The sequence below is a fragment of the Microcoleus asticus IPMA8 genome, assembly GCF_013179805.1.
Taxonomy (GTDB): Bacteria; Cyanobacteriota; Cyanobacteriia; order Cyanobacteriales; family Microcoleaceae; genus Microcoleus; species Microcoleus asticus.
Map to the genome: position 1 here is coordinate 37,383 of NZ_SRRZ01000016.1, position 24,245 is coordinate 61,627.

The window sequence follows — 24,245 nt, forward strand, 5'->3', positions numbered from 1 at the left end:
TTAAATCCCGTAGACGGGGAATTGATGCGTGTATTTTGAGCTTAACGAGCGCAATCAAATTGTTTTGTAGGGAGGACTGAAGCCCTCACTACAAAATTATAAAGGTTATTTTACATGACTAGATATCAAGGAGTAGTTGGCTGAATTTGCTGTGGCTGCATTTGCTGCTGCTGATTTTGGAGCAGAAGTTGCTGCTCCTGGATTTGGAGTTGCCGATTCTCAAGATCTATTTGCCGCTGTCTGTCTTCAAGTTGCAGCCTTCTGTCTTCAAGTTGCAGTCTTCTGTCTTCTGCTTGCTGCAATCTATCTTCACGTTGTATCTGTCTTTCTAGCTGTCTGTCTTCACGTTGCTCTTGTCTGTCTTGACGTTGTTCGCGAAGCTGTCTGATCTGAATTCGCCGATCGAAATCTCCTCCCAAAAATAAGTTTTGAAAAGTTCTGATCGTTGTATCAAACCCACTAAGAACGCCGCTAACAGCGCTGATCCCAGTTGCAACTCCTGCGATCGGCTGCAAGAAACTGTTGATATTGTCTGCTACCCTAGTGTAGCCCGATCGCGCTACCAGAATCACATCGTTGTTGCGAAGAGTTGGGTTATTATTAGGATTCAACCCTTGAGCAAAATCCACCTCGATCGTGCGGCGAGAAACAGTACCGTTGGGGTTCAAACGCAATAGTTCTACCTTGTCTTTTTTAGCCCGCAATTGATTGAAACTGCCTGCGGTCAGCAAAGCTTGGTGCAGGGATGTACTGGGCCGCACCTGCAAAGCCCCTGGCCTAATTACTTCTCCTACAATATTGATGCTAATCGCGTTCGGAGAAAAACTGCTATTTGCGACTTGAGAAACTTCAGCTAAGTCTACAGTAGCTGCCGTCGGGATAATTACGCTATCTCCTTCTTGCAGCAAAACATCTTGAGTCGCGTCGCCTCTTTGCAGCAAATCCCACAGATTTACCATGATAGTTTGTTCGTTGCCACCTCTGATTCGGCGGCGGATTTGCACGCGGCGAATGTCAGCTTCTGTAGTGATACCGCCAGCAATTTTGAGCGCTCTAGTTATCGTTGGTAAACCGACAACTGCTCCTTGCTGTTGCTCGATGCTGACAAAACTCAGTTCTGTTTGTTGGTTGGTCGATCGCAAATCAGCAGCAGATATAGTATAAGGCCCAGGCCTGTTTACCTCGCCGACAATTACCACGCCAATTGGTTTAGTAATATCAGCGGAAAAATTAGCACTAGCTCTTTGACGAACTTCTTGAGTATTCAGGGCACTTGCTGTCGGTACAAAAATTGTATCTCCATCTCGAATCGTGACATCTTGACGCAAATTTCCCGTGTCTAAAAAATTCTGCAAATCTACCGTAGTAACTTGCTCCGATCCGCCTCTGCGGGCAGGACGGCGAATTTGGACATTTCGCATATCTCCTGCTGATGTCACCCCTTGTGCAAGTTGCAGCATTTCCATCAAAGTCGGGAATTTTACTCCTCCTCCTTCTCTAGTGGGATTAATCTTGTAGGAACCCGGGCGAGTAACTTCACCCGCAAGACCTATATTTAGGGGGCGAGCGACGATCACAGTCACAGTAACAACGGGAACATTGATGAAGGGTTCGTATCGTTGGGTAATCACGTTAGCGGCTTGTTGCAGCGTCAACCCTTGAATTGAGACGCTGCGAATGATTGGCAAATTGAGCGTCCCGTCAACTAACACTTGATATTCTTTGCTGAATTCAGGGACGCCGAAGATATCTAAAGCAATGCGATCGCCCGGGCCTAAAGTATAAGCTGCTTCTGGTGTCAGCGGACCAGAATTGCCGATCGGTGGCAAACTTACACCCCGAGGCGGCGGCGGCGGTACTATCGGTTGGTTTGAGTTAGGAGTAGCGGCAGGATTTCTGATGGCAGGCAACTGAGCTATACTGGGCAGCGAACTCAATAGCACCAGGAGTGCTGACAAACTCAGACTTTTAGCGGTTTGAACGTTATGTTTCATCTTTCTTCCCTGGTTGCAGCCTGCCAATGAACGAGAGCAATTTAGCTAGTTGATTTTAGTTTATTTTCCCTGCTGTCCAGTGTAGCCTCGCTTCGCTGCAAAATCCACAGGTGGAATGATAAAAATAGTGCGATCGCACTTAACTATTTTGTACCTTGTTTGTAAAGAAACTGTAAAGCCCGCCAACTGTTCTCAGGATTAGGATCTTGTTTGAGCAAAATTATTCATACATAAGTCGGGATACAAATCAACCCGCCACAGAAAGGAGATAGGAAAAAACCGCCCTGATTTGAGGTAAAATATTAGATAATTCTATCTGCGGGACAAAGACATAGTGTCACTAAAATTGGATAAAGTAATTCCCTGGGGACGCTGCTTGGATGAATACATAGGAATGTTTAGCTTGACATCAAGTGACCTCAAGCTAGCAATTCTTGATTGTGCCGGCGGCCCGGCGAGTTTCAATGCCGAAATGACTCGCCAAGGTAAAAAGGTAATTTCTTGCGATCCAGTTTATCAGTTTACTGCGGTGGAAATTGGCGATCGCATCCAAGAAACATATCAAACTGTGATTGACGGTGTTAAAGCCAATTTAGACGGCTATCTGTGGAATAATTTTGAATCGCCGTACCAGCTAGGCGAAGTGCGAATGAAGGCGATGCAGGAATTTTTAGAAGATTTTCCATCAGGCTTGCAGCAAGGCCGCTACATGAATGCTGAGCTGCCAGTTTTGCCTTTCAAGAACAGTCAATTCGATTTAGCTTTGTGCAGCCATTTCTTGTTTACTTATTCTCACCTGCTTTCCGAAGAATTTCATCTGGAAGCAATTACAGAAATGTGTCGGGTTGCGAAGGAAGTCCGGGTATTCCCTTTATTGCAAAGTTTTAGCGGGGAGGAATCAGATCGCTTAAATCCGACGATCGCAGAATTGAAAAAGAGAAGTTTTAGTGTAGAAATTCAAGAGGCTCCCTACGAGTTTCAAAAAGGCGGGAATAAGATGCTGCGAGTTAGCAAAAAAAGCTCAGCCTAAAAGCAAGCATAACTTATTTATGCTGTTATGGAAACTAAATAACAGCCATTAATTCGCCAACTATTATCAAACTGTTTTTCCATGAGATAAATGGCTCTGATTGGGATGCCTTCCGAGTCCAGCAACAGCACCGACTGAGCGGGAATTCCTTCTACAGTGGTGAGATTTTCAAATAATACCGAGCGCGGACGGTAGACAGCTTCATAGGCAATTTTTACCATGTGCATAAAGTTTTCTGCTGTGCGAAACTGCTGCTGAATTCCGGGAGTGGCGAAGGCAAAAGCCCCAGCAGCATCGTCTTTTTGAAATGCTTGTAGTTGCTGTTCTAGGACTGAGCGAATGGTAGCGCGATCGCTTTCACTGATGAACATATTTTTGATAATTTGTCAAGAGATGGGAGTGTCGAATAGTTACTATTATAGCGCTCCCACTTAAAGGCGATTTTGTGGCGGGATGGCTGGGAAGCTGTCAGGGCGATCGAGCTTTATTTAAACCCCGGCGCACTACAGACATTAGTGGTAAAATTGGTTAAAAACTTTAAGAATTGTCAAAATGCTCAGCAGCGCCGCATTGAGGAAAACAGGGTCTGGGTGGGAATTTGCAAATGAAGAAGCGTTAGAGGATTTTGTCGAAGTTCACTTGCAAAGTTTGCTCGGTTTGACAGTCATCAAGCGGCAATTCACTGTCAACGAGCAAAGATGCGATATTATAGCGGTGGACGAGAATAAACGGTTAGTTGTGCTGGAGTTGAAAAACGGCGAAGATAGATATGTAGTTCAGCAGTTAACCCGTTATTACGATGCTTTGTTGGAACACAAACCTTTTGGCGATCGCGTGGATTACGCTCAGCCCGTTCGCTTAATAGCAATTGCGCCAAAATTTCACAGAGATAATTTTACAGACAGGAAGTATCACGGGCTTTTTTTTCAGTTTTTGCAATTTGCGATCGTTGTTGACGGGGAAAAATTATATTTACACTTTAAAGATGTAGATGCCGAACATATTGCACGAGTAGAGATTACATATCGAGAACAATACAGCAACGAAACTCTATCTGAACCGCCAAGGTTGCTTTTAAAATTTATCCAAGAATGTAATGAAACTGAACGCGAAGGAGTTTTGAGCGTTCGCAGACAGATTCTAGGCTGTGATAGACGGGTCAAAGAACTTACTGACTCTAGTAGTATTAAGTATGGTCTAGGCAAAAATAAATTGATTGCTGAATTTAGATTTGATGCCAGACGAAATAGCCCTGCAATGTTTTTATGGCTTCCACTTCCCAGAGGATACAACAATAATAAAATTCAAGCTAGAATGAGAATTTGGACGAATTGGGAAATAGTCACAGATACAGGTTATATTCGGAAGGGAATTGGCATAATGGTTAATGAGGATGAGTACAAACTAGGTAGGGTTTCTCCTTCAGCTAAGTTAATGCCTGATACCTCCTATAGGGCATTAGGTGCCAGGGAGAAATTTTTGAACGATCCAGCATACAGAAAGAATTATGTTATGAATAATTTGGCATTTTATGTGAGCAAGTATGGACGAAACTACCGTCACGGCTCGCCATTAGCGATGTCCATAACATACTATTTCAAGATAATTGAAAAAAGTGACGAATCCACTTCTTTAGAAAGAATAGTTAATTTAGCTTTAGAATCAAGAATGGTAAAACTCTAAGTTGGAAGAATTAACAAATCCGATCGCACCCATCACCCCTTACCCAATCCACTATCCATCTGCGTCTATCTGCGTGCATCTGCGGTTAAAAAAAATCTCATCAATAGCTTCGCAACAAATCAAATTAACAAACTTTGATATAATATTACACCTAGAAGCCACACTAAAACCAACTCATGCCGCAAACAGTCTGGATCGCACGACACGGAAACCGCATCGACTTCGTTAACCCCGACTGGTTTCTCACCGCAGAACACCGCTACGATCCCCACCTTTCCGAAGACGGTCACGTTCAAGCCAAACAACTCGCCAATCGCCTCAAAGGTGAAGGAATTTCTCATATTTTTGCTTCGCCTTTTCTGCGAACTGTCCAAACAGCAAATCACGCGGCCGAAGCTCTCGATTTGTCAATTAAACTAGAGTGGGGACTGTGCGAATGGCTGAATCCGGAATGGATGACAGAAATGCCGGAAACTGAGTCCGTCGAAGCTTTGTGCAGGCGTTTTCCCAGGATTGATGCTTCCTACAAAGGCGGTATTGCTAATTATCCCGAAACTGGGGAAGCTTGTCTCAAAAGGGCGGGGGAAACTGCTAAACGCCTCGCGGCTGAGTTTCCCGAGGATATGTTATTAGTAGGTCACGGTGCGTCGGTTTTAGGAACTGCGATCGGGCTAGCGGGCGGTGCAGAAACGGAAATTAACGCTTCTCTGTGTTGTTTAGTGAAAGTGGTGCGGGATGATGGAGAATGGTCGATCGCACTTAATGGCGATACTTCTCACCTGACTGACTCTGAAGCCGTGATCCGTTTTAATTAAAGTTAAGATTCGTGCGAAAAATCCTATTCTATGCTATGTCTGTAAAGTGCGCCGAGGCTGACCCTATGTTAATCTGATTTGTCAGAATCTGGGTGTTATTGTTTAATGTCGATCGCACATTTTAAATGGAAAATCTTAAATCGGTATGGCAGGACACAGTAAGTGGGCGAATATTAAACGCCAAAAAGCTAGAGTTGATGCGGTTAAAGGCAAAGTTTTTGCGAGAATATCTCGCGAAATTATTGTCGCGGCCCGCAGCGGAGTTCCCGATCCCGCTGGCAATTTTCAACTGCGGACGGCTATAGAAAAAGCCAAGGCGGCGGATATTCCTAACGAAAACATAGAAAGGGCGATCGCCAAAGGTGCAGGCTTGGCGGGGGGGAATTCGGATTTAGAAGCTATTCGCTACGAAGGTTACGGCGTTGGCGGAGTTGCTATTCTGATTGAAGCGCTGACAGACAACCGCAACCGCACGGCGGCTGACTTGCGAGAAGCTTTTACTAAAAATGGCGGCAACCTGGGCGAAACTGGTTGTGTGGGCTGGATGTTTGACCACAAAGGAGTTTGTACGGTACGCGGCCCGATTGATGAGGAACAATTGTTTGAAGCGTCGCTAGAGGCGGCTGCGGAATCTTATGATTTGATATTAATTGATGAGGATACTGAAGGTGCAGAGGTATTTACAAGTGTGGCTAATTTGGAACAGTTGGCTGATGTTTTGAAACAAAAAAAGTTTGCTGTTTTGCAGTCGGAAACTCGCTGGATTCCGAGCAATACAGTGGAAATAGACACTCCTGAAAAAGCTCGATCGCTCCTTAAGTTAATGGATGCACTGGAAGATTTGGACGACGTGCAAAGTGTGACGGCGAATTTTGAAATGACAGATGAATTGATGTCTTCGGTTATGGTGTAACGATCTCAATCACCAGATTTTTGCCATCCGCAAGACAAATCCCGGTAACTCTGGATCGCCGCTGACGGTTTCAGGATTATCTAAGATTTCAGGTTCGCGATCGGGACGGTAGATGTAGACTTTTCTGTTTTTGCGATCGATCAAAAAGCCGAGCGATACACCGTTCTCAATATATTCTTGCATCTTGTTTTGCAATCCCTTGAGAGTGTCACTAGCAGACCGCAATTCAATCACAAAGTCGGGACAAATGGGTGCGAATGAGGCTTTTTGTTCTTCAGTTAAGGCATTCCAGCGCTCTAGTTTAATCCATGAGGCATCGGGGGAGCGGGTTGCTCCATTCGGCAAGGTAAAGCCTGCACTGGAGTCAAACGTTTCACCTGTGCCATCTTGTTCTGCCCAGTTCCCCAATTGTAGGGCAATCTTGAAGTTGCGGTTCCCTGTATCTGAAAAGGCTGGTGACATAACGATCACTTCCCCACTGGCAGTACGCTCAATTCTCAAATCGCGATTAACTAGACAAAATTCATAGAACTGTTCAACAGTCATCGATTCGATTGCAGGGAAATAGACTGTCAGTGGGACGCTTTCGGTTTGAATTAGCAGCGTCGTCATGGTTTTTCCTCAGTTGGTGCAGGGGTGATAAAATACCTTGAGCTTACACTATTTTAGCTTGGCGATCAAAAGTCTTAGTCGATCGGGGAGTCGGAGGCTTGTATCCATTTTTGCGCGGTGTTAATAATCTTTTTTCCCAGTCAGCAAATAAGTAACCATGTATCCCTTGCCCTTAACTTGAATGGCGCCGCGCTTCTGAAAAGTATATTTATCTTTTAATATCTCGTAGGTTTCGGCGGTGACTTGAATGCAGCCGGTAATCCCGTGGGATTCCATTCGCGAAGCAATATTTACTGTGTTGCCCCAGAGGTCGTAAATAAACTTTTTTAAGCCGATGACGCCGGCAACGACAGGGCCACTGCTAATCCCGATCCGAATGCTGAAAGGTTCCGAATGTTCTAAACTGAGGAGCCTAATTTCGTGCAGCATATCGATCGCCATGTTCGCAACCGCCTCGGCATGATCCTCTCTGGCCGTAGGCAAACCGCCGACAACCATGTAAGCGTCACCAATAGTCTTAATTTTCTCCAAACCGTGGCGATCGGCCAAGTGGTCAAAAGCCGAAAAAATATCGTTGAGCACTTCCACTACTGCAGTCGCGGAAATTCTCGACGAAAGCTCTGTAAACCCCACAATGTCGGCAAACATCACAGTTACTTCCGCAAAACTTTCGGCGATATTGTGTTCGTTGTCCTTCAAGCGCAGGGCGATCGCTGCCGGCAAAACGTTCAGCAGCAGTTGCTCGGATTTAGCTTGTTCGAGTTCCAACTGTAGGTAAGCAGCCTGCAACTGTTCGGCTTGGCGAATTCTTTCTTGAGCTAGCTTTTCGATTTGGGCGGTGCGGCTCAAAGCTGTCAGTATATATGTCACCGGAATCAGAGTCCACAGCATCCCCATCGTCAGAGTTCCCCAAGAGCGCCAGTGCTTGCGAATCTTGCGAATTTCCGGCGTTGCCGACACGTACATAGACCACTGGCGGCCGCTAATTTTCAGTCGCCTTCTGCAAGCTGTATAGTTCGGGCCTGGATTGTCAAGAATCGGGCAGTTTAGCCTGAGGGCTGGTTCCGCAGCGGCTGATGCTGGAAGCACTTGTTGGCTCGCGGATTGGAACTGCACCGCAAATTGCTGAATTTTGCCGTCAGCAGGGAGATTTTTGAGAACCGGGTTGCCCCTTTGCGGTAACAGCGGCGCTGCTTGTTGCTTGTCTGGAGCATCGCTAACGAGATAAATATTGAGGTAGTCGGTATTGCGTCCTTTTAAAGAGGTTTGGAAAATATCTTTGCCTCGAAATACGCCCAGAACAAATCCTTGTAGCAGTTGGCGGCGGGATTCCAGCGCAGTCGGTTTACTGCTGTTTTCGTAAATCGGAACTATGGCCAAAAGACCTAGTTCCGGGGAATTGCTCTGAGTTAGGCCGACGTAGTTGGTGACAATCATTTCTCCAGTATCTCGCCCTCGATCGAGCGCGGTGCGGATTTCTGGGTGGGAGGCGAGGTCAAAGCCCAATGCAGTCTCGTTTCCGGCTGGTGGTTCGACGTAGAAAGCCGGGAAGTATTCCGAACGCTGGAGGGCCTTGCGCAGTTCTCCTCGGGGGCCGCGCTCTGTAATCTCGAAGCTGGGGTCAGTTTCGGTTTTGGCTTTGGCTTCGTAGTTGGCTCGCTGGGAATTGGGGACGCGGGGAGTCCAAGCCAGGAGTTGCAGGCTGGGGTGGACGGCTAGGGGACGGGCGACAAACCGGGCAAAAGAGGAACGCTCGACGGCGCTGAAGGCTTTCATGTAGTCGCTGAGGGCGAGAACACTATCTAAGTCGGAGTTGAGCTGGCGTTCGATGCCGATCGCAATATCGTCGATGCGGCGCTGCATTTCGTAGTCGCGGCGCTTGTCTTCCCAGTCCCAAACCAAGGCGAATGCTAGGATCGACAGTCCGACACCCAAAGCCAGCGTCAACCCGGCTGGCTTGTAGCGAGACCAGGATAAAGGTAGTTTTTTCAGCATAATTGCCTAGCGAATAAGGGCAGCAGATTAGCACACCGCTGAGTGCGATTTATTTCGGCCTCTGAGTGCGGTTAATTCAAAACGCTGATAACTCAAGCACCGACGGCAATTGGGAATTAAAAGTTAGATATTGAAACTTTTAGGTTAATGGACGATCGCTCAGCAGGGGATTTCAATCCAGAATTCCGCTCCCTGTCCGGGCGCACTGATGCACCGCAGGCTTCCCCTATGTTTTTCTACCACAATTTGATGGCTGATGGATAATCCCAAGCCGGTTCCAGACCCTACGGGTTTGGTGGTAAAAAAGGGGTCAAACAGCCGCTTGCGAACGTCTTCGGTCATTCCTGGGCCGCTGTCGGCGATGCAAATGACGATGCGATCGCAATGACTGAGCTGGCTTTTACTGTGGCTTTTCAACCCGGCTTTTTTCATTTCTGTGCGAATCACGATCGTCCGAGGTTGCGGTTGGTTTTCTACAGCGTCGATCGCATTGGTGATAATGTTGAGAAATACCTGGTTTAACTGCCCCGCAGAACAGCAAATTTTCGATATTTTTCCGTATTCTTTAATAATTTCAATCCGGCTTTTTCTATTTTCCTGATGCAATCTGTGCTGCACAATTAATAGTGTACTGTCAATTCCTTCGTGAAGGTCTACCAACTTCATCTCTGATTCATCCAGCCGCGAAAAATTTCGCAGCGACAACACAATTTTACCAATTCTTTCTATTCCTACTCTCATAGAATTTAGCATTCGGGGCAAGTCTTCCTTCAGAAAATCTAAGTCTAAGTCTTTAACTTTTTTCGCAATCTGAGGAGCTGGGGACGGGTAGCATTGCTGGTAGAGATTCAATAGTTCTATTAAATCGTGAAAATAGTTGTATGTGTGAGAAATATTGCCGTTAATAAAAGTTGCGGGATTGTTGATTTCGTGGGCGATTCCAGCCACCATCTGACCGAGGCTCGACATTTTTTCTGATTGAACTAATTGGATTTGAGCGTGTTGAAGCTGTTCGTAGGCTTCTTGCAATTGGGCTGCTTGTTTTCTCAATTGAGATTGGGAAGCTTGGAGTGCTGCTGCGGAAATTTTGCGGTTGGTAATATTTTCAATCATCCCTAATTTGTAAATAGGTTTTCCTTCGCCGTCTCGAATCAAAGTAGCTGTCACGTTTACCCAAACAATCTTACCTGTCGCCGAAATCTGGCGAATTTCGATTTGATAGCTCGTAATTTCTCCCCGGTAAAGAGCATCAGCAACTTCGAGATTTTTGGGATTATCTTCGGGATGCCCAATTTCTATAAATGTTTTGGCGAGCAATTCGGCTGCGGTATATCCCAGCATTTCGCAGTAAGTTTTATTGACTCGCACGAACTTGTTATCGTCTAAATTGGCTAAGTAGATAGCAATGGGTGCATCTTCAAAAATTGTACGAAATAGTTCCTCGCTGGCCCGGACTTTAGCTTCGAGGGAAAGCCGTTCGGTGATGTCTTCAAAAGTACACAAAATGCCGACTACATTGCCGTTATTGTCGTGTAAAGGTATTTTATTTGTATCCAGCCAGCGCTGGGTGCCGTCGGCTTGCAGTTGGGGTTCTATAATGTGATATTCTGGGGTGTTGGTTGCCATGATGTGGCGGTCGCAGGCTCGAAAAAATTCTGTTTCTTCTGGCTTCCAGGGCATATCGTAGTCCGTGAGACCGACGATTTCACTGGGGTGATTGAAACCTGCGACGTTGGCCAAGTTTTTGTTGCCTCCCAAGTAAACTGAATCTCGATCTTTCCAGACAATTAACTGAGGGATGTTGTTGATTACCAACCACAGCATTTTTTGGGATGTTTGCAAGGCTTCCGTGCGTTCTAGGACGCGCTTTTCAAGTTCTTGATTGGCTTGTTGCAGGGCGCTTTTTGACTCGCTGAGGGCGATTTCTGCTAGCTTGCGATCGCTGATGTCGATTGTCACCCCCTCCCACAGTATATCGCCGCCCTGTTGCAGTTCGGGCCGGGCGATGCCGCGAATCCATTTCAGTTTTCCCGATCGCGTTACGATCCGCCCTTCATATATCCAAGGTTTTAAAGTTTTGCCAGAAACTGCGACTGATTCTAACAGGGGTTTTAGGTCTTCTGGATGCACCGTTGACCACATTAAATCGGAGTTTTTTTGAAGTTTTTCTGGTTCTAATTCGTAGAGTTCCCAACAGCCAGAACTGACATAAATGAATTCATCGGAACCGTCTGGATGCAGCAAGTATTGATAAATCATTCCCGGCAAATTGGCAGCCATTTTTTGGAATCTGGCTTCGCTTTGCTGAAGTGCTGATTCTGCAAGTTTGCGATCGCTAATGTCAATCAACAAGCCGTCCCAAATAATGTCATCTTTTTCGCCCGGTTCGGGTCGGGAAGCCCCGCTAATCCACTTAATCCCGTCGCCGGGAAAAACTAATCTGCCTTCCCACCGCCAAGGTTCTAAAGTTTTAGCTGAGATAGCAACAGATTCATGGAAGCTTGGCGTATCGTCGGGATGAATCATTTCGATTGCGGGAATAGCTGAGTTTTGGAGTACCTCTGGTTCTAATTCCCAGAGTTCGCGGCAGCCCGAACTGAGGTAGGGGAATGACATAGTGCCGTCTGCTGCTAATTGAAATTGATAAATCATTCCGGGAACGTTGGCGGCTAGTTTTTGAAACCTCGCTTCGCTTTGGCGTAGTGCTGTTTCTGCTTCTACGCGATCGGTAATATCGTAAAATGCAGATAAAATTGCGGCTTCTCCATTAAAATTAATCGCTCGCATCGACATTTTTACCCAAAAAAAACTGCCGTTTGCTTTCCTGAGACAGATTTGTTCGCTGTCGCTAAAGCCGTTTTGTTTGACTAATTCTAGCAATTGACGGCGGTCGTTGATATTGGCATAAAATTCATTTTTTTTGCAGCCGATAAGTTGTTCGTAACTCAAACCCAAAGTTTTGCATAAGGCAGGATTTGCGTACAAAATAACGCTGTCTTCCAGGCGCGTAATTAACATGGGAACGGGAGTCGCAGTGGCGATCGCCCGCAATCTTTCTTCACTTTCTTGCAGGGCTGTTTCGGCTGCTACTCTTTTGCTAATATCGTTCTGAACTCCGATAAAATGAGTTAATTTTCCCTCATTGTCTAAAATGGGGGAAACCATTAATTCGTTCCAAAAAGGAGTTTTGTCTTTGCGATAATTTTTGAGAACTACCTGAATTTCCGTTCCCGATCGTAAACTGCTGCGGAGTTTGTCTAATTCGGCGCTATCGGTATCGGGGCCCTGCAAAAACCGGCAGTTGCGTCCAATAACTTCTTCGGCACTGTAACCGGTCAGTTTCTCAAAAGCAGGATTGCAGTAGATAATAGGTATGTCAGGCTTGCGAGCATCCGCGATCAGGATGCTGTTGCTCGACGCTGCGATCGCCCGCTCTAGGAGAGACAGGTTGAAAGAGTCTGTGGTCATCGGTGGCAATATCCAAATTCCCAAGGAGGGGACAGAACAATAAAAATTTATAAACAGCTTGAGCCATTCTTATTGTATTATCTTATTTTTTATTTAGCTTTGTTAACAAAGTCAGCAGCGAAAAAAAGCCTGCGGGGGAGACGAGTAATACCATTTTAGATTTGAGATTTTAGATTGGCAATGACTGATTCCATCATGGTTTGGAGTACGGGCCTACAATTGCCTTCTTTTGGAAAATTAGTATAACCGAAGGCATTCGGCACTTATCCAGAAAACAGAAGGTGAAAATACCGAAGGCGAAAAGAAAACAGAAGGTGAAAATACTTATATTTTCTACTTGTTTTTTATCCTCCTTCCATCCGGCTCGCCAACCCTTTTAAATTGACAAGTTGATGCAAGAACCCTGAGCAGTTTTGCTTACTTCAATCCTGGCTTGAAAAGCTTCTTTCAGGTGGGGCATATGGGTAACGGTGAGGATGCAGGCGAAGTCGGAGGCGATCGCATTAATTGCAGCAATCAGCCGATCGCACCCTTCAGCATCCTGAGTCCCGAACCCCTCATCAATAATCAACATTTGCAAAGCCGTACCCGCCCGCTGAGACAGCAGTCTCGCCAGCGCCAGCCGAATCGCAAAATTAATCCGAAAAGCTTCACCGCCCGAGTAAGTTTCGTAGGCGCGAGTACCGCGAGCATCAGCAATTAAAATGTCTAAAGTGTCAATCAATTTAGTTGCTTTTTTAGAAGCAGCAGCCCGCTGAGTAATAAATTGAACGTGCAATTGATTCGCGCTCAATCTGGACAATATCTGATTGGTTTCAGCTTCGAGTTGAGGCAAAACATTTTCAATCATTAAAGCTTGAATGCCGTTTTTACCAAATGCTTGACCCAACTCTTGATAAACTCGCTGCTGGCGTTTGGCAACTTGCATTTGCTCTTTTTGAGCTACTAGCTGAACTTGCATAGTTTCCAGATTTTGCTGCTGCTGCTGGAGGCGTCCGAGGCTTCCCAAATGTTGGTCTAGCTGCTGGCGGCGGCGACTGATTTGCTGCTCGATCGCACTTATGCGGGCTGTGGGATCGGGATGTTCTTGCAATTGCTGGTTCATCGCGGAAGTTTGAGCGCTGACAGCTTGCAAATCTCGATCGCGCACAGCTATGGAATTTGCTATTTCATTAACGCGCTGCTGCACTTGCGGGTACTGCACAGTTGCCGATCGCAGTTTTTCGGCGCGGGCGATCCAAAACTGCGATCGGCGCATTTCGCTCCGCACGTGTTCGTGCTGTTCCAAATTATAGCCAATTTCCGCAATGTATCTATCTAAAGACAGAATTTGCTGCTGTATTTCCGAGCTATTTTTTTGCTGTTCTAACTGTTGCTGTACGGTGGCTAATTGAGTTTGCAAATCGGGGCGACGGGCATTAATTTTATTCAGTTTCTGCTGAGCGTCTTTGATTTGAGCTTGCTTAATTTCCGCCCACCGCAAGCGCTTTTCATCGCTGCGGGCGAGAGAGTGGCTGCTATCGCTGTAATTGAGCTGTTGCAGTTGCTGTTCGATTTGCTGGAGTTCGCCCAAATCATCGGCTGCATACTCGCCGGTGCGCAGCAACCGCTCGATTTCCGCAGCGTCTTGACGCATACTTTGCAGTCGGTTTTCATCTTGGCCCAGGCTATCTAATTGTGCTTGCAAATGACTGCGGCGTTCCCGCAATTCTTGGTAGGGCGCTAATTCCTCTTCTAGTTCGCGGTATTCATGTCTGAGGACTTGAATTTCGCGCTCGGAGACGGCCAACTGTTCGCGGACAACCCACAGTTGGTTCCAGATTTCCTGCTGTTGGGAGTGGTGTTTTGTGACTACCAAATTCCAGTAGTGTTCGTCTAAAGGTCGATCGCACAAAGGACAATTGCCAAAATTTGTATCCCGCACCATTAAAGGCGAATTCGAGGGTTCGTTTTCCTCAAAATTCGAGGCTTTACCTTCGCCTGCGCTGGTTTCTCCTTCATGTTTCCGCAGCAGTTGCAGTTTTTGGTCTATCTCGGCGAGTCTGGTTTGATAGTCCCGGCTTTTGGCTTGGAGGTTTCCTAGAAAGTCGTGCCTTTCTTGACCTTTTTCGCGGACTCGCTGCTGATAAACTCGCTTGTTTTCCAACTGCAAAATTTGATTGCCGATAGCCGAGATTTCCTGCTGTAATTGCGGCTGTCGCTGCTGCTGCTGAACTTGCACCTGTCGCTTGATTTCGTCTAAGCGGGCGGTTAAACCGGCGCGGGCGCGATCGAGCTTTTGTTGCTTTTGCTGCTGCTGTTGTAACAGCGGCGAAACTTGCAGTTGCAGTTGCTCTAGTTCGTTGAGGCGCGATCGAACTGCTTGCAACTGTGCGAGTCCTTTGTCAACCTCCGGCTGCTGTTTGAGAATTTCCAGAACATCTTTTTCATCTTGTTCTAAAACCTCTAATTGAGCTTGCAATTGCTGAATTTTGCTTTGCAAAAAGCTCAGTTCTTGCCGCTGCTGTTCTTGCAATTGCTGGCGCTGGTTTTGGGCTTGTTGGTTAGCTTTGAATTTGCCAGCCAGAGTCTCTTCTGTGGCTTGCAAGCTGTGGAAATACGTGATGCCTTCTGTTATTTCCTTTTCTTGCCCTAGGAGGGCTTGCAGCTCATTTTGCTGCTGTTTTGCTGCGCTGAGTTCTTGCAGCAAGCGGCGGCATTCTTGAGAGATATTGTAGTGCTGTTGCTGGTGGCCGGCGAGGAGTTTTTGCCAGGTTTGGCGGTTGTGGTGCTGGAGTTGCAGTTGCTGTAACTCGGTTGTGTCGGCTTGCTGCTGTGAAGAGAGCAAATCGGTGGCTTGCTGCAATTGAGTTTGTTCGGAGGCGATCGCCTCTTTTTGTTGCAGTTGCTCTTGTACGGTTTGCAAACTCTGTTTGAGCACTTCGACTTGAGCTTTAAATTGTTTGGACGTATCTTTGGCTTGTTCGGATAAAGTATCGTAGGAGTCGAGTTTGAGCAGGTTGGCTAAAACTTGTTTGCGTTCGATCGGCTTTTTGAGCATAAATTCATCAGCTCGCCCCTGCCGCAAATACGCCGAGTTGATGAAAGTATCGTAATCTAGTTTGATGTGTTCGAGGATTTTTTGCTGAGTTGTTCTCAGACCTTTGTCTGTGAGCGTGCGAAAATTAAGTTTTTCCTGACTCTCGGCAGAATTCAAGCTGACTTGAAATTCCAAACTTCCCGATTGTCCGCGCCGGCGGTTGCGAATCACCCGGTAGATTTGGCCGCCGGTGGAGAAAGTGAAATCAACGCGCACATCAGTTTCGCCGATATGGATGATATCGTCTTCCGTATCGCTGCGACAACAGCCCCAAAGTGCCCAGGATATGGCTTCTAAGAGGGAGGATTTGCCAGCACCGTTAGGCCCGCAAATGCAAGCGGTGTGCAGGCCGCGAAAGTCTAAACCGGCTTCGCGATAGCTGAGAAAATTTTTGAGTGTAAGTTGTATAGGAATCATTTTGGCCATCGCGCCATACAATCTATCTATAAATAACACTATTTGTGCGCTGTTGCCTAGTTATTCAATCTAGATCCAGAACAATTGTCAGTGCTTCTGCAATTTCTTCCATAATTGTCTCGGACAGGGTTCCAAGTTGCCGGACAAATCTTTGTTGGGAAACGGAACGGACTTGAAAAGTGTCGGCGGCGGAGAGTTTCGCCAAGCCATTTTTTAAGGTCGGTTCGAGCTGCACCATCCAATCAAGTGGGGAAAAAAGATCGTTCCATGCTGTAATTGGAACAATTACTTTGAGCCGCAAAATTCCCACTTCATCATCGCTGACAACCACAACAGGTCGAGTTTTGCCGATTTCATCTCCCACCGTTGGATCTAGTCTGACAAGCCAAATTTCGCCCTTACGCATTACTTTCTACCCCTGCGCTGAGGTATTCTTCCTCTGAATCGAAATACGGTTCGCTGTCGGGCGACCACAAATCGTGAAGTGGCCCTCCTGGTTCATACAAGGGGACTGCTGCTTCTGCTGCGGCTCTGAGTTTCCGTTTTCTCTCAGCTTTGCGCTGGGCTTTTTCTTCTATTTCTTCGCGCATCATCCGCGAAGCTGTTTCGATGATTTCTAGGCGTTCTTCTGCTGTCAGATTTTTGAGTGCTGCTAAGATTTCTGTTTTGGTCACGGTTTTTTCGGGTGGTTGGTGAGAAAGTGCGATCGATCCCACCATGATTGTATCTTTCACAAAAATCTATCTCGGCGATCGCAGTTAATTTTTCACCTCATCCCCGGAGTCAGGACACGGCACTGCCGTGTCCCTACAATGATTAATCGGCTACCTCTAGGTAGGGAAACGGCATTGCCGTCTCCTCCGAATTGCCGTGTCCTCCGATGGTAGGGAAACGGCATTGCCGTTTCCTCGATTGCTTTTGTTTCCACCATCAAAAAAGGGTTGACTGTATTCCTACAGCCAACCCCGCGCCTATTTATTTGTCCTGCGTTTGCTCAAACAGCCACACTACCTGACAATATTCGGGAACGTATAGCCGACACCGACTAACAATCCCACTTCAGCTCCATCGACAAAACCAATGTTCAGTCCCGCTGTTGCTGTAAAATTGCTCGACAGCGGCACATCTACACCCCCCGAAATCAGGAAGCCAAAATTACCGTCATCCCCGGTAGAAATTAGCACGCCAGCACCTGCATAAGGAGCAGCAGTAATCACAAAATCCTCGCTGACTTCGACGGTCTCTTGAGATACAAAATCGTAGGTAACAGGAATTAGAAAAGCTAAGTTGTCGCGGAACAAAACAGTCGGTCTCACCGAGAAATTGTTCGTCAAACCGATTTTGCTAATAATGGCAAAGGAACCGTCGCCTAAGGCTGAATCTCCGCCAAAACCTAGATTGCCGCCAATCCCGACGTAGCTGGGCCCAGAACGGGTAGCTCGCCCTGGTCTGATTGGAGTTCCTTGAGCCACTTTTTTAGTTGGTTCTGAGGCAGTTGCCGGTTTTTCAGCAACTTTCGGTTGGTTTGTCAAAGCTGAGGCGGAAGTGCTGACAGGATTGCTCAACAATTCTTGTGCTGTTTTGACTTCTTTTTCTTCCTTCGTTGCTGTTACTTCAAGATTATTGCTCTCGGCAACAATTGAGGTAGGTCGATCGTTCTTTTTGGCATTCTCGACCGTTGACTCCACTTTTTTGACGCTATTGTCAGCAATTTTAGCGGTTTCTTCCGACTTTTCAGTCTCAGCAGCAATGGAGGTACTTGGCGCAGTTTCTGTTCCAGCAATTTCAGATGTTGCTGCTTCCGATTTTTCTGGTGTTGCAATAGATACTTGCAAGTTGGCTGCCGGTTCAGAGGCTGCTGGCTCTGCCGCTTCTGTTAGTTCGCTCCAACTGATAGAATCAATTTTTTTATTACTAGCCGTTGTTTCTGCGTCGGGTTTAACTGCTGAAGTTGCCACAGGCTCAGAAGTTTGGTCAATATTTTGAGCTGCGATTGTTGCAGTTGTACCGATATCGGGCAAGTTGCCAGTTTCAGCTTTCGCTGACAGGGTACTGCAACAAACAGCTAAAGCAGCAAGATTTATTAACGCGAAAGTAGACTTGGAAAATAGACTATTCATAGAAACTCCTCAATGAACCGTGTGTTAAAAGTGTAAGTGTTTGAGGGCGACCGTCGAGAGCTTTGCTAAAAAAGACACAAATATGAGTTGTGTTGTTCCTAGATTGGCACTCAACCGTTGAATAGTCAACTCTCAAGCTGATTAGATTTAAGAACTGACGGCCGGTTTAGAGGCTAATTTAAATTTACCTATCGATCGGCTAAAAATCAATCCTAGGGATGATTTCACCCTCGATCCTGTTTAATATGAGCGGTCGATCGCGCTTCTGGCTTGCATTATACAATTCTGTACTTGGGGGCGCTGCACTCGCAGCAGCGCCGGAACAATCCGGTTTTTGAGGGCGCACCGCCTCGAAACCAAGAGAAAGCGAGCTTTCAAAACAGTTTTGGCAGCCCCGCCGTCCAAAGCAAGTGCAGTTAAAACAACGCGATCGGCTGCTGCACAGTTCTTGACAAGTAATGTAGAATAGCACTGATCCGACAAACATTTGTAGCTCGATAGTGTCAAATTTACTAAATATTATTAGAATTGTGTAAAATTTAGTGTTTTATTTGTAAAGTTTAGCCTTCGCTTTCGCTCAAGGTCTGACCATCTCACAACAGCACGCAACTAAACAAGTAAAAAAACACAAATTATCTCATCTCAACCTGACTTTATGAGCAAAGTTCTAGTGATATTAGGCGAATTGAGCGATCGCGACATCGATTGGATGCTCGCCAACGGCACCCGCACCCAAGTCCTCCCCGGCACCACCCTCATCACCGAAGGTCAGCCCTTAGACGCCCTCTACATAGTTCTGGAGGGAACTTTGAGCGTTGCTGTATCATCTTTGGCCGACAAAGAAATTGGAAAAATTATTTCCGGGGAAGTCTTGGGCGAAATGTCTTTTGTAGACGGGAGGCTTCCTTCTGCTAGCGTCACGGCAATTGAAGAGTGCCTCATCCTGTCAATTCCGAGGCGGCTGCTAACTGAAAAACTCGAGCAAGATGTGCTTTTTTCCCTGCGGTTTTATCGGGCGATTACCAAATTTTTGTCGTCGAGACTGCGTGGTACAGTCAAACGCTTCGGCGAAGAGACTGATTATTTATCATATAAAGACCCCGACGACGAGGGCGCCATCCCGCCGCAAGATGTTGAAAATCCTGAAGATTTGGCTGAATCTAGATTTCAATGGCTGTTGCAGCGTTTGAAGGGGAGTTGAAATTCGGCAACGGATGAGTGTACGGGATTTAAGGGATGTTGAGGGGAGTTCGGCAACGGATGCGCTTTCTTCGCATTTAACGGATGGATGTTGAAGTTTGAGGGAAGAGGTTCGAGGGAAGAAGGAAAAAATAATGTTATCCGCTTTGCCTATTTCTTGTTTTTCTACCAATGCCCCATTACCAATTGACAATTCCCAATTTCCCGTTAGCAATACTTCGGCTACGCGAGCGTACAAGTTCTCAATTCCCAATTAGAAAACATATTTTTCAGCGACGCGCCAATAGCGGGAAAAACGCTTCAAATCAATGTAACCATCGTAGCGGACAAAGGGTTCTGGCGGCAAAACTTCTACAGGGATCGATCGCTTAATTTCGCTGCAAATATCCTGAAACCGAGGACTGGGACTTTCCGCAGTCACCACTTGATTCGCGCCGGATTCGATCGCAAAAGCGATAACTTCCGCAGCCACATCGCCCCGCCGAATAACTACCGGCAACTCCAGCAAACATTCGTAAATAAACACCATTCGTTTGAGACTCAACTGCCATTCATCAATGAGCGCATCATCCCAAACCCAGATTGCCGGTGCCTCTGGGTGCGCTTGAAAAGCGGGGCCTTCAGGACTCAAACAGTCGCCGTGCAGCCAAATAATCGGATTGTTCATAAATTAGTAATTGTTGACTGTTGACTGTTGACTGTTGACTGTTAACTAATGACGGTTGACTGTTGACGGTTGACTGTTGACTGTTAACTGTTAACTGTTAACTAATGACTAATGACTAATGACTAATGACTACTGACTACTGACTTTTATAATTTCTGCGACCTTTTTGATTGTCTTGCCAACTTTTAGAACCGCCGCTGCGATCGACCTTTTCTCCTAAAGGAAACAACTTCCCTTCCAAATATTCGTAAGTTCCCTCAAAATCGCATTGCCCGTACATAGGACAATCGCGACAATAAACCGCCTTAGTGTAACGCTCCAAATTTTCCCGATTAAAGAAATAAGGTTTGTGACTAAAAGTGCTGGCTACCCACTGCCAAGAAAGATTATTGCTCGCCGGATCTCCATCTAGCAAATGTTGCAAAAACCAGCGAGCTCCGGCTTGCCAGCGCACGCGGCGCCAGTGTACCAGATAAGCAGCAGTCCACATCCGCTGGTGGTTGTGCAAATAACCAGTTTCTCGCAACTGGCGGCTGAAACTGTCGATGCAAACCAAACCAGTCGTGCCCTCCACGACATCCTCCGGCAGAGTTTCGCTGTAATCTTTAGCAGTGTAACCAGTTTTGTAAGCTTCCCGGTCTTCCCAAATCCCGTTGCCCAATTCGGCGTACAGTCGCTGCCAATAATCCCGCCAACCCAACTCGTTGACGAGTTTTACGGCATCTTCTCGATGCCGCACCTTCTCCAGCACGGCATCCCGGACTTCCCCAAGACTCAAAACGCCGTAGCGCAAATAGGGCGACAAGCGCGTTACCGCACCGTTGAGGAAATTGCGGGTTGAGGCGTACTTGCCGGGGTCAATTTGTTGCAGGGCTGTCTCGGCTGCTTTCCGCCCGCCTGGGGTTGGGGGTACGCTGCTGTCCCGGGCGTCTGCTGCGGGGAACTGTTCGCGCACGTAGGCTATTAATTCGTCGCGGCTGGCAAATTCCCGCTCCATGTCCTGACTCATTGTTTTCTCAAGCACCTGTTATTGTTTCTTAATGTTAAAGCTATTTGTTCGGGCCTGCGGGGTCGATCGCCCTAAATTGCCCGCTTGCTCCCGGTAACGTACAGTTTGCCCCAGCAGCAATCGATCGTCGGTTCGCAGCCAAAATTAGCATCAAAGTCAGTACACTCAGGGATAGATATCATACCAAAATCTCATGGAAACTTTTCCGGCGGACGCTCAAGCGATCGCCAGCTTAGCTAACCGACAGCAGCAAGGTGCAAAACAACTGGAAAACAGCGAAGTTCAAGAGTTCGATCGAGCCATGATGCGCCGCTGCATAGAATTGGCTCGCCGTGCTCTGGGCAAAACCGCACCCAACCCCCTTGTCGGTTCTGTAATTGTCCGAGACGGGAAGATTGTCGGCGAAGGGTTTCATCCCGGTGCCGGTCAACCTCACGCCGAAGTTTTTGCGCTCCGGGAAGCGGGGGAACTCGCCGAAGGAGCGACCGTCTACGTGAACCTGGAACCATGCAACCACTACGGGCGGACTCCTCCCTGTTCCGAAGCTTTAGTTAAGGCCAAGGTGGCAAAAGTAGTGGCTGGCATGGTCGATCCGAATCCTTTGGTCGCTGGAACTGGGCTGACCCGGTTGCGAGAGGCTGGGATTGAAGTGGTGGCGGGAGTGGAAGGCGAAGCTTGCCAAAAACTCAACGAGGCTTTCGTTCACCGAATTTTGTACCGCCGGCCTTTGGGAATTTTGAAATATGCAATGACTTTGGACGGTAAAATTGCTACCAGTAGCGGCCACAGCGCTTGGGTGACAGGCGAGGAGGCTCGGAGCGAGGTACACCGGGTGCGCGTCGGCTGCGATGCTGTGATTGTTGGGGGAAATACGGTGCGTCTGGACAATCCCCTACTGACGAGTCACCAGCCTGATAGGAATAATCCCCTGCGGGTGGTGATGAGCCGCACTCTGGATTTGCCGAAGTCGGCTTGGTTGTGGGAAACCTCTGTGGCGGCTACTTTGGTGCTGACTGAGCCTGGGGTTAACCCGGAATTTCAGGAATTTTTGATCGCCAAAGGGGTGGAAGTTGTGGAACTCTCGCCGCTGACACCGACTAATGTTATGGCTTATTTGTACGATCGATCTTTTCTGTCTGTACTCTGGGAGTGCGGCGGCACTTTGGCGGCCAAGGCAATTGCTGAGGGTGCAGTGCAAAAAATTATGGCTTTTATTGCTCCTAAAATTGTCGGCGGCCAAGCTGCTCCAACTCCTGTAGGAGATTTGGGGTTTTCCGCAATGACTGATGCTTTGACTTTAGAGCGGGTTTCTTGGCGCGCGGTGGGTGCAGATTGTCTGGTGGAAGGCTATTTAAAAATTAAAGATTGAAAGTTAAAAGCGAGTCTTTTTAGTTTTTAATTTTTAACTTTTAACTCCTTTTATGGTTGAAATTCTGATTTGGAGTTTGATGGTTGGCAGTCTCGGCTTGGAGGCTGCGCTCGCGGGTGTATTGGTGAGCCGCGAGCAATTGGCTGCGGGGCAAAAATACGACGAGGAGGAGGAAGTTTTGACTCGGTACGAATCTCAAGAGGATAATTTTAATGCGCCTGAAAATGCGCGCTCGAATGGCAATCCCAAATCCGCTCCTAATGCTGTTGATTTGACGGTTTGGGAGTACAAGATTGTGCGGGCTAGCAGCGATTTGTTTCGCAATCCTGCGATTTTTAACAAGCTGTGCCAGGAAGAGGAGGAAGTTGGCTGGATTTTGCTCGAAAAGCTCGACGACAGGCGGGTGCGGTTCAAACGTCCGATCGCGCTCCGGGACGCCCCGAGGTCTAATTTACCCTTGTTTGACCCTTACCGCACTCATTACGGGCCGCTCTCGAATGCGATGACTTGGGCGGCGGCGATCGTGTTTCTGAGTGCGATCGTGCTTCCTGCTGTTTTGGGCTATGCTTTGGTGTCTACTACTCTAACCAGAAATCGCTCTAATTGGCCTCCGACACCTGTTCAATCTTTGCCCTCTCCCAGCGGGCAAAAAACTAATAAGTGAAACCAGGAAGATTGGGAATGGGTAATTCTAATTGGTAATTGGTAAATTGACGGCTGTCGAAGCCTGTTTTATAGCAAGTCTAAATCATTTGTCAACCAGATTTTTGTTACGAACCGCGAAGGCGCGTAAGCGATATTATCGCGAAGGAAGACAGGAGAAGTGTGTGTTTGTTGGACTGATTTAGGCTTGCTATATACGTTAATTATTCTATTTTAAGTTTGGGGGGGTATTTCTGAGGGAGCAGATAGCAATCTCAAGTCATAATTTGTATCGCCTTGAAATTGAGAAACGCGGAGGAAATAAGTCCCCGCAGGCAAAGCCCCATTGCTGACAATTGTTTCTGAAGCCGTGCCTAAATTGTTAGACGAAGCAATAATATCGTCTAATCCAACTGCGCCGTTGCCGTTCAGATCCTGAATTAATTCTACATCAACATCTGCACTCAAACCGTCAACAGTTACACTGAAAAGGCTGGGAGTATTGATAATGAAACTGTAAATGTCGGCTGGTTCAGCAGCGCCCACAAAATCGCTTGCAGTTTGAATTTCTCCGAGAATGCCCAGGCTTTTTGCTGCGATCAAATTGTCGGCGGGATCGGGGATAGTGCTCAACAGTCCTTCTTGTTGACCGAATTGAATGTAGTGCTCGATCGCGCTTTTAACTGCGCCGCTTTGGACTGCTGCTGCTACCAGCGGATATTTTTCTAGATAAAAGCTGGGATCGAAGAAAACGCTGGCTTTGCGGTTTTCTAATTGACCGGCTTTGAAGTAGTGTTCAAATGGGGTAAATTGATTGGTTTGGACTGCTGCCTGAACGTCTGGGTTGCTTGCTAGATAAAAATTAAAATCGAAGAATGGGTTTGGGCTGCGAACTTCAAATTGACCGAATCTAATAAAGTGATCTGCTGCTGAAAAGCCATTGAGTTTGGCTGATACCGCTACATCTGTATTGGTGTCTAAATAATAGCTGGCGTCAAACAGGGCATTCGGGTCGCGATTTTCAAATTTGCCAATTTTTCGGTAGTGATCGAAGGGACTCGATACCGTGCCTCTGGCAACTGCTACGGCGACATCTGGGTTGTTTTCGAGATAAAATTTGCTGTCGAACAGTGTTCTGAGGGTTAGCATTATTAAAAAAATCTCTCTGGACTTTAGTCTGGAAAGTGCACGATCGAGAATCCAGTTTACATCAAAGTTTTGTTTTGTGAGGA

The 24,245-nt window shown here is 46.9% G+C and carries 20 protein-coding genes; 7 read left to right on the forward strand and 13 right to left on the reverse strand.

Annotated elements, in window-relative coordinates:
• Nucleotides 1-125: 125 nt before the first annotated feature.
• Nucleotides 126-1,994: a polysaccharide biosynthesis/export family protein gene (locus tag E5S67_RS06315; RefSeq protein WP_172186218.1), complete on the reverse strand. Its 1,869-nt coding sequence runs from the start codon at nucleotides 1,992-1,994 to the stop codon at nucleotides 126-128.
• Nucleotides 1,995-2,328: 334 nt separating this feature from the next.
• Between E5S67_RS06315 and E5S67_RS06320 the strand changes: the two genes are divergently transcribed.
• Entirely contained in the window at nucleotides 2,329-3,024 is a 696-nt protein-coding gene (locus E5S67_RS06320; RefSeq protein WP_172186219.1) for an SAM-dependent methyltransferase, read from the forward strand.
• Between the two features lie 17 nt (nucleotides 3,025-3,041).
• Here E5S67_RS06320 and E5S67_RS06325 read toward each other — a convergent pair whose 3' ends face one another.
• The gene (locus E5S67_RS06325) at nucleotides 3,042-3,395 is read right to left on the reverse strand and encodes a DUF4864 domain-containing protein (protein WP_172186220.1); all 354 of its coding nucleotides are present in this window, start codon (nucleotides 3,393-3,395) and stop codon (nucleotides 3,042-3,044) included.
• 181 nt (nucleotides 3,396-3,576) lie between these two features.
• Here E5S67_RS06325 and E5S67_RS06330 point away from each other — a divergent pair, with 181 nt between their 5' ends.
• From E5S67_RS06330 to E5S67_RS06340, 3 genes are all read left to right on the forward strand, one after another.
• Nucleotides 3,577-4,707: an endonuclease NucS domain-containing protein gene (locus tag E5S67_RS06330; RefSeq protein ID WP_172186221.1), complete on the forward strand. Its 1,131-nt coding sequence runs from the start codon at nucleotides 3,577-3,579 to the stop codon at nucleotides 4,705-4,707.
• Between the two features lie 176 nt (nucleotides 4,708-4,883).
• On the forward strand, nucleotides 4,884-5,522 hold the full coding sequence (locus E5S67_RS06335) for a histidine phosphatase family protein (protein ID WP_172186222.1): 639 nt from the start codon (nucleotides 4,884-4,886) through the stop codon (nucleotides 5,520-5,522).
• Nucleotides 5,523-5,667: 145 nt separating this feature from the next.
• Nucleotides 5,668-6,435, forward strand: coding sequence for a YebC/PmpR family DNA-binding transcriptional regulator (locus tag E5S67_RS06340; protein WP_172186223.1), 768 nt, complete (start codon nucleotides 5,668-5,670; stop codon nucleotides 6,433-6,435).
• A 9-nt stretch (nucleotides 6,436-6,444) separates the two neighbouring features.
• Here the strand turns inward: E5S67_RS06340 and E5S67_RS06345 are convergent, their stop codons facing one another.
• The 8 genes from E5S67_RS06345 to E5S67_RS06380 form a co-directional block, all read right to left on the reverse strand.
• Nucleotides 6,445-7,047 (reverse strand): Uma2 family endonuclease, encoded by a 603-nt coding sequence (locus E5S67_RS06345; RefSeq protein ID WP_172186224.1) that lies wholly within the window; start codon nucleotides 7,045-7,047, stop codon nucleotides 6,445-6,447.
• 120 nt (nucleotides 7,048-7,167) lie between these two features.
• Nucleotides 7,168-9,042, reverse strand: a complete 1,875-nt coding sequence (locus E5S67_RS06350) for an adenylate/guanylate cyclase domain-containing protein (RefSeq protein ID WP_172186225.1) — start codon at nucleotides 9,040-9,042, stop codon at nucleotides 7,168-7,170.
• Between the two features lie 159 nt (nucleotides 9,043-9,201).
• Nucleotides 9,202-12,510 (reverse strand): PAS domain-containing sensor histidine kinase, encoded by a 3,309-nt coding sequence (locus tag E5S67_RS06355; RefSeq protein WP_172186226.1) that lies wholly within the window; start codon nucleotides 12,508-12,510, stop codon nucleotides 9,202-9,204.
• Between the two features lie 376 nt (nucleotides 12,511-12,886).
• The gene (locus tag E5S67_RS06360; protein ID WP_172186227.1) at nucleotides 12,887-16,006 is read right to left on the reverse strand and encodes an AAA family ATPase; all 3,120 of its coding nucleotides are present in this window, start codon (nucleotides 16,004-16,006) and stop codon (nucleotides 12,887-12,889) included.
• 64 nt (nucleotides 16,007-16,070) lie between these two features.
• The gene (locus tag E5S67_RS06365) at nucleotides 16,071-16,412 is read right to left on the reverse strand and encodes a type II toxin-antitoxin system PemK/MazF family toxin (protein WP_172186228.1); all 342 of its coding nucleotides are present in this window, start codon (nucleotides 16,410-16,412) and stop codon (nucleotides 16,071-16,073) included.
• Complete coding sequence (locus E5S67_RS06370) at nucleotides 16,405-16,740, reverse strand: hypothetical protein (RefSeq protein WP_339382756.1); 336 nt, start codon at nucleotides 16,738-16,740, stop codon at nucleotides 16,405-16,407. Before E5S67_RS06370 ends, E5S67_RS06365 begins: the two co-directional genes overlap by 8 nt.
• 273 nt (nucleotides 16,741-17,013) lie before the next feature.
• Complete coding sequence (locus E5S67_RS06375) at nucleotides 17,014-18,126, reverse strand: hypothetical protein (RefSeq protein WP_172186229.1); 1,113 nt, start codon at nucleotides 18,124-18,126, stop codon at nucleotides 17,014-17,016.
• Nucleotides 18,127-18,366: 240 nt separating this feature from the next.
• A complete protein-coding gene (locus E5S67_RS06380) occupies nucleotides 18,367-18,633 on the reverse strand; it encodes a hypothetical protein (RefSeq protein ID WP_172186230.1) in 267 nt (88 codons plus the stop codon).
• A 148-nt stretch (nucleotides 18,634-18,781) separates the two neighbouring features.
• On the opposite strand from E5S67_RS06380, the gene E5S67_RS06385 reads away from it, so the two are divergent.
• Nucleotides 18,782-19,327 (forward strand): cyclic nucleotide-binding domain-containing protein, encoded by a 546-nt coding sequence (locus tag E5S67_RS06385; RefSeq protein WP_172186231.1) that lies wholly within the window; start codon nucleotides 18,782-18,784, stop codon nucleotides 19,325-19,327.
• Nucleotides 19,328-19,579: 252 nt separating this feature from the next.
• On the opposite strand, the gene E5S67_RS06390 is transcribed toward E5S67_RS06385, so the two are convergent.
• Both E5S67_RS06390 and E5S67_RS06395 read right to left on the reverse strand, forming a co-directional pair.
• Nucleotides 19,580-19,993: a hypothetical protein gene (locus tag E5S67_RS06390; RefSeq protein WP_172186232.1), complete on the reverse strand. Its 414-nt coding sequence runs from the start codon at nucleotides 19,991-19,993 to the stop codon at nucleotides 19,580-19,582.
• A 136-nt stretch (nucleotides 19,994-20,129) separates the two neighbouring features.
• Nucleotides 20,130-21,002 carry an FAD-binding domain-containing protein gene (locus E5S67_RS06395; protein ID WP_172186233.1) on the reverse strand — a complete coding sequence of 291 codons (873 nt, stop codon included), beginning with the start codon at nucleotides 21,000-21,002 and terminating at the stop codon, nucleotides 20,130-20,132.
• Between the two features lie 193 nt (nucleotides 21,003-21,195).
• Here E5S67_RS06395 and ribD point away from each other — a divergent pair, with 193 nt between their 5' ends.
• Complete coding sequence (ribD, locus tag E5S67_RS06400; protein ID WP_172186234.1) at nucleotides 21,196-22,371, forward strand: bifunctional diaminohydroxyphosphoribosylaminopyrimidine deaminase/5-amino-6-(5-phosphoribosylamino)uracil reductase RibD; 1,176 nt, start codon at nucleotides 21,196-21,198, stop codon at nucleotides 22,369-22,371.
• Nucleotides 22,372-22,423: 52 nt separating this feature from the next.
• Nucleotides 22,424-23,035 carry a hypothetical protein gene (locus tag E5S67_RS06405; protein ID WP_172186235.1) on the forward strand — a complete coding sequence of 204 codons (612 nt, stop codon included), beginning with the start codon at nucleotides 22,424-22,426 and terminating at the stop codon, nucleotides 23,033-23,035.
• 212 nt (nucleotides 23,036-23,247) lie between these two features.
• Here E5S67_RS06405 and E5S67_RS06410 read toward each other — a convergent pair whose 3' ends face one another.
• Nucleotides 23,248-24,162 carry a PPC domain-containing protein gene (locus E5S67_RS06410; RefSeq protein ID WP_172186236.1) on the reverse strand — a complete coding sequence of 305 codons (915 nt, stop codon included), beginning with the start codon at nucleotides 24,160-24,162 and terminating at the stop codon, nucleotides 23,248-23,250.
• Nucleotides 24,163-24,245 lie beyond the last annotated feature (83 nt).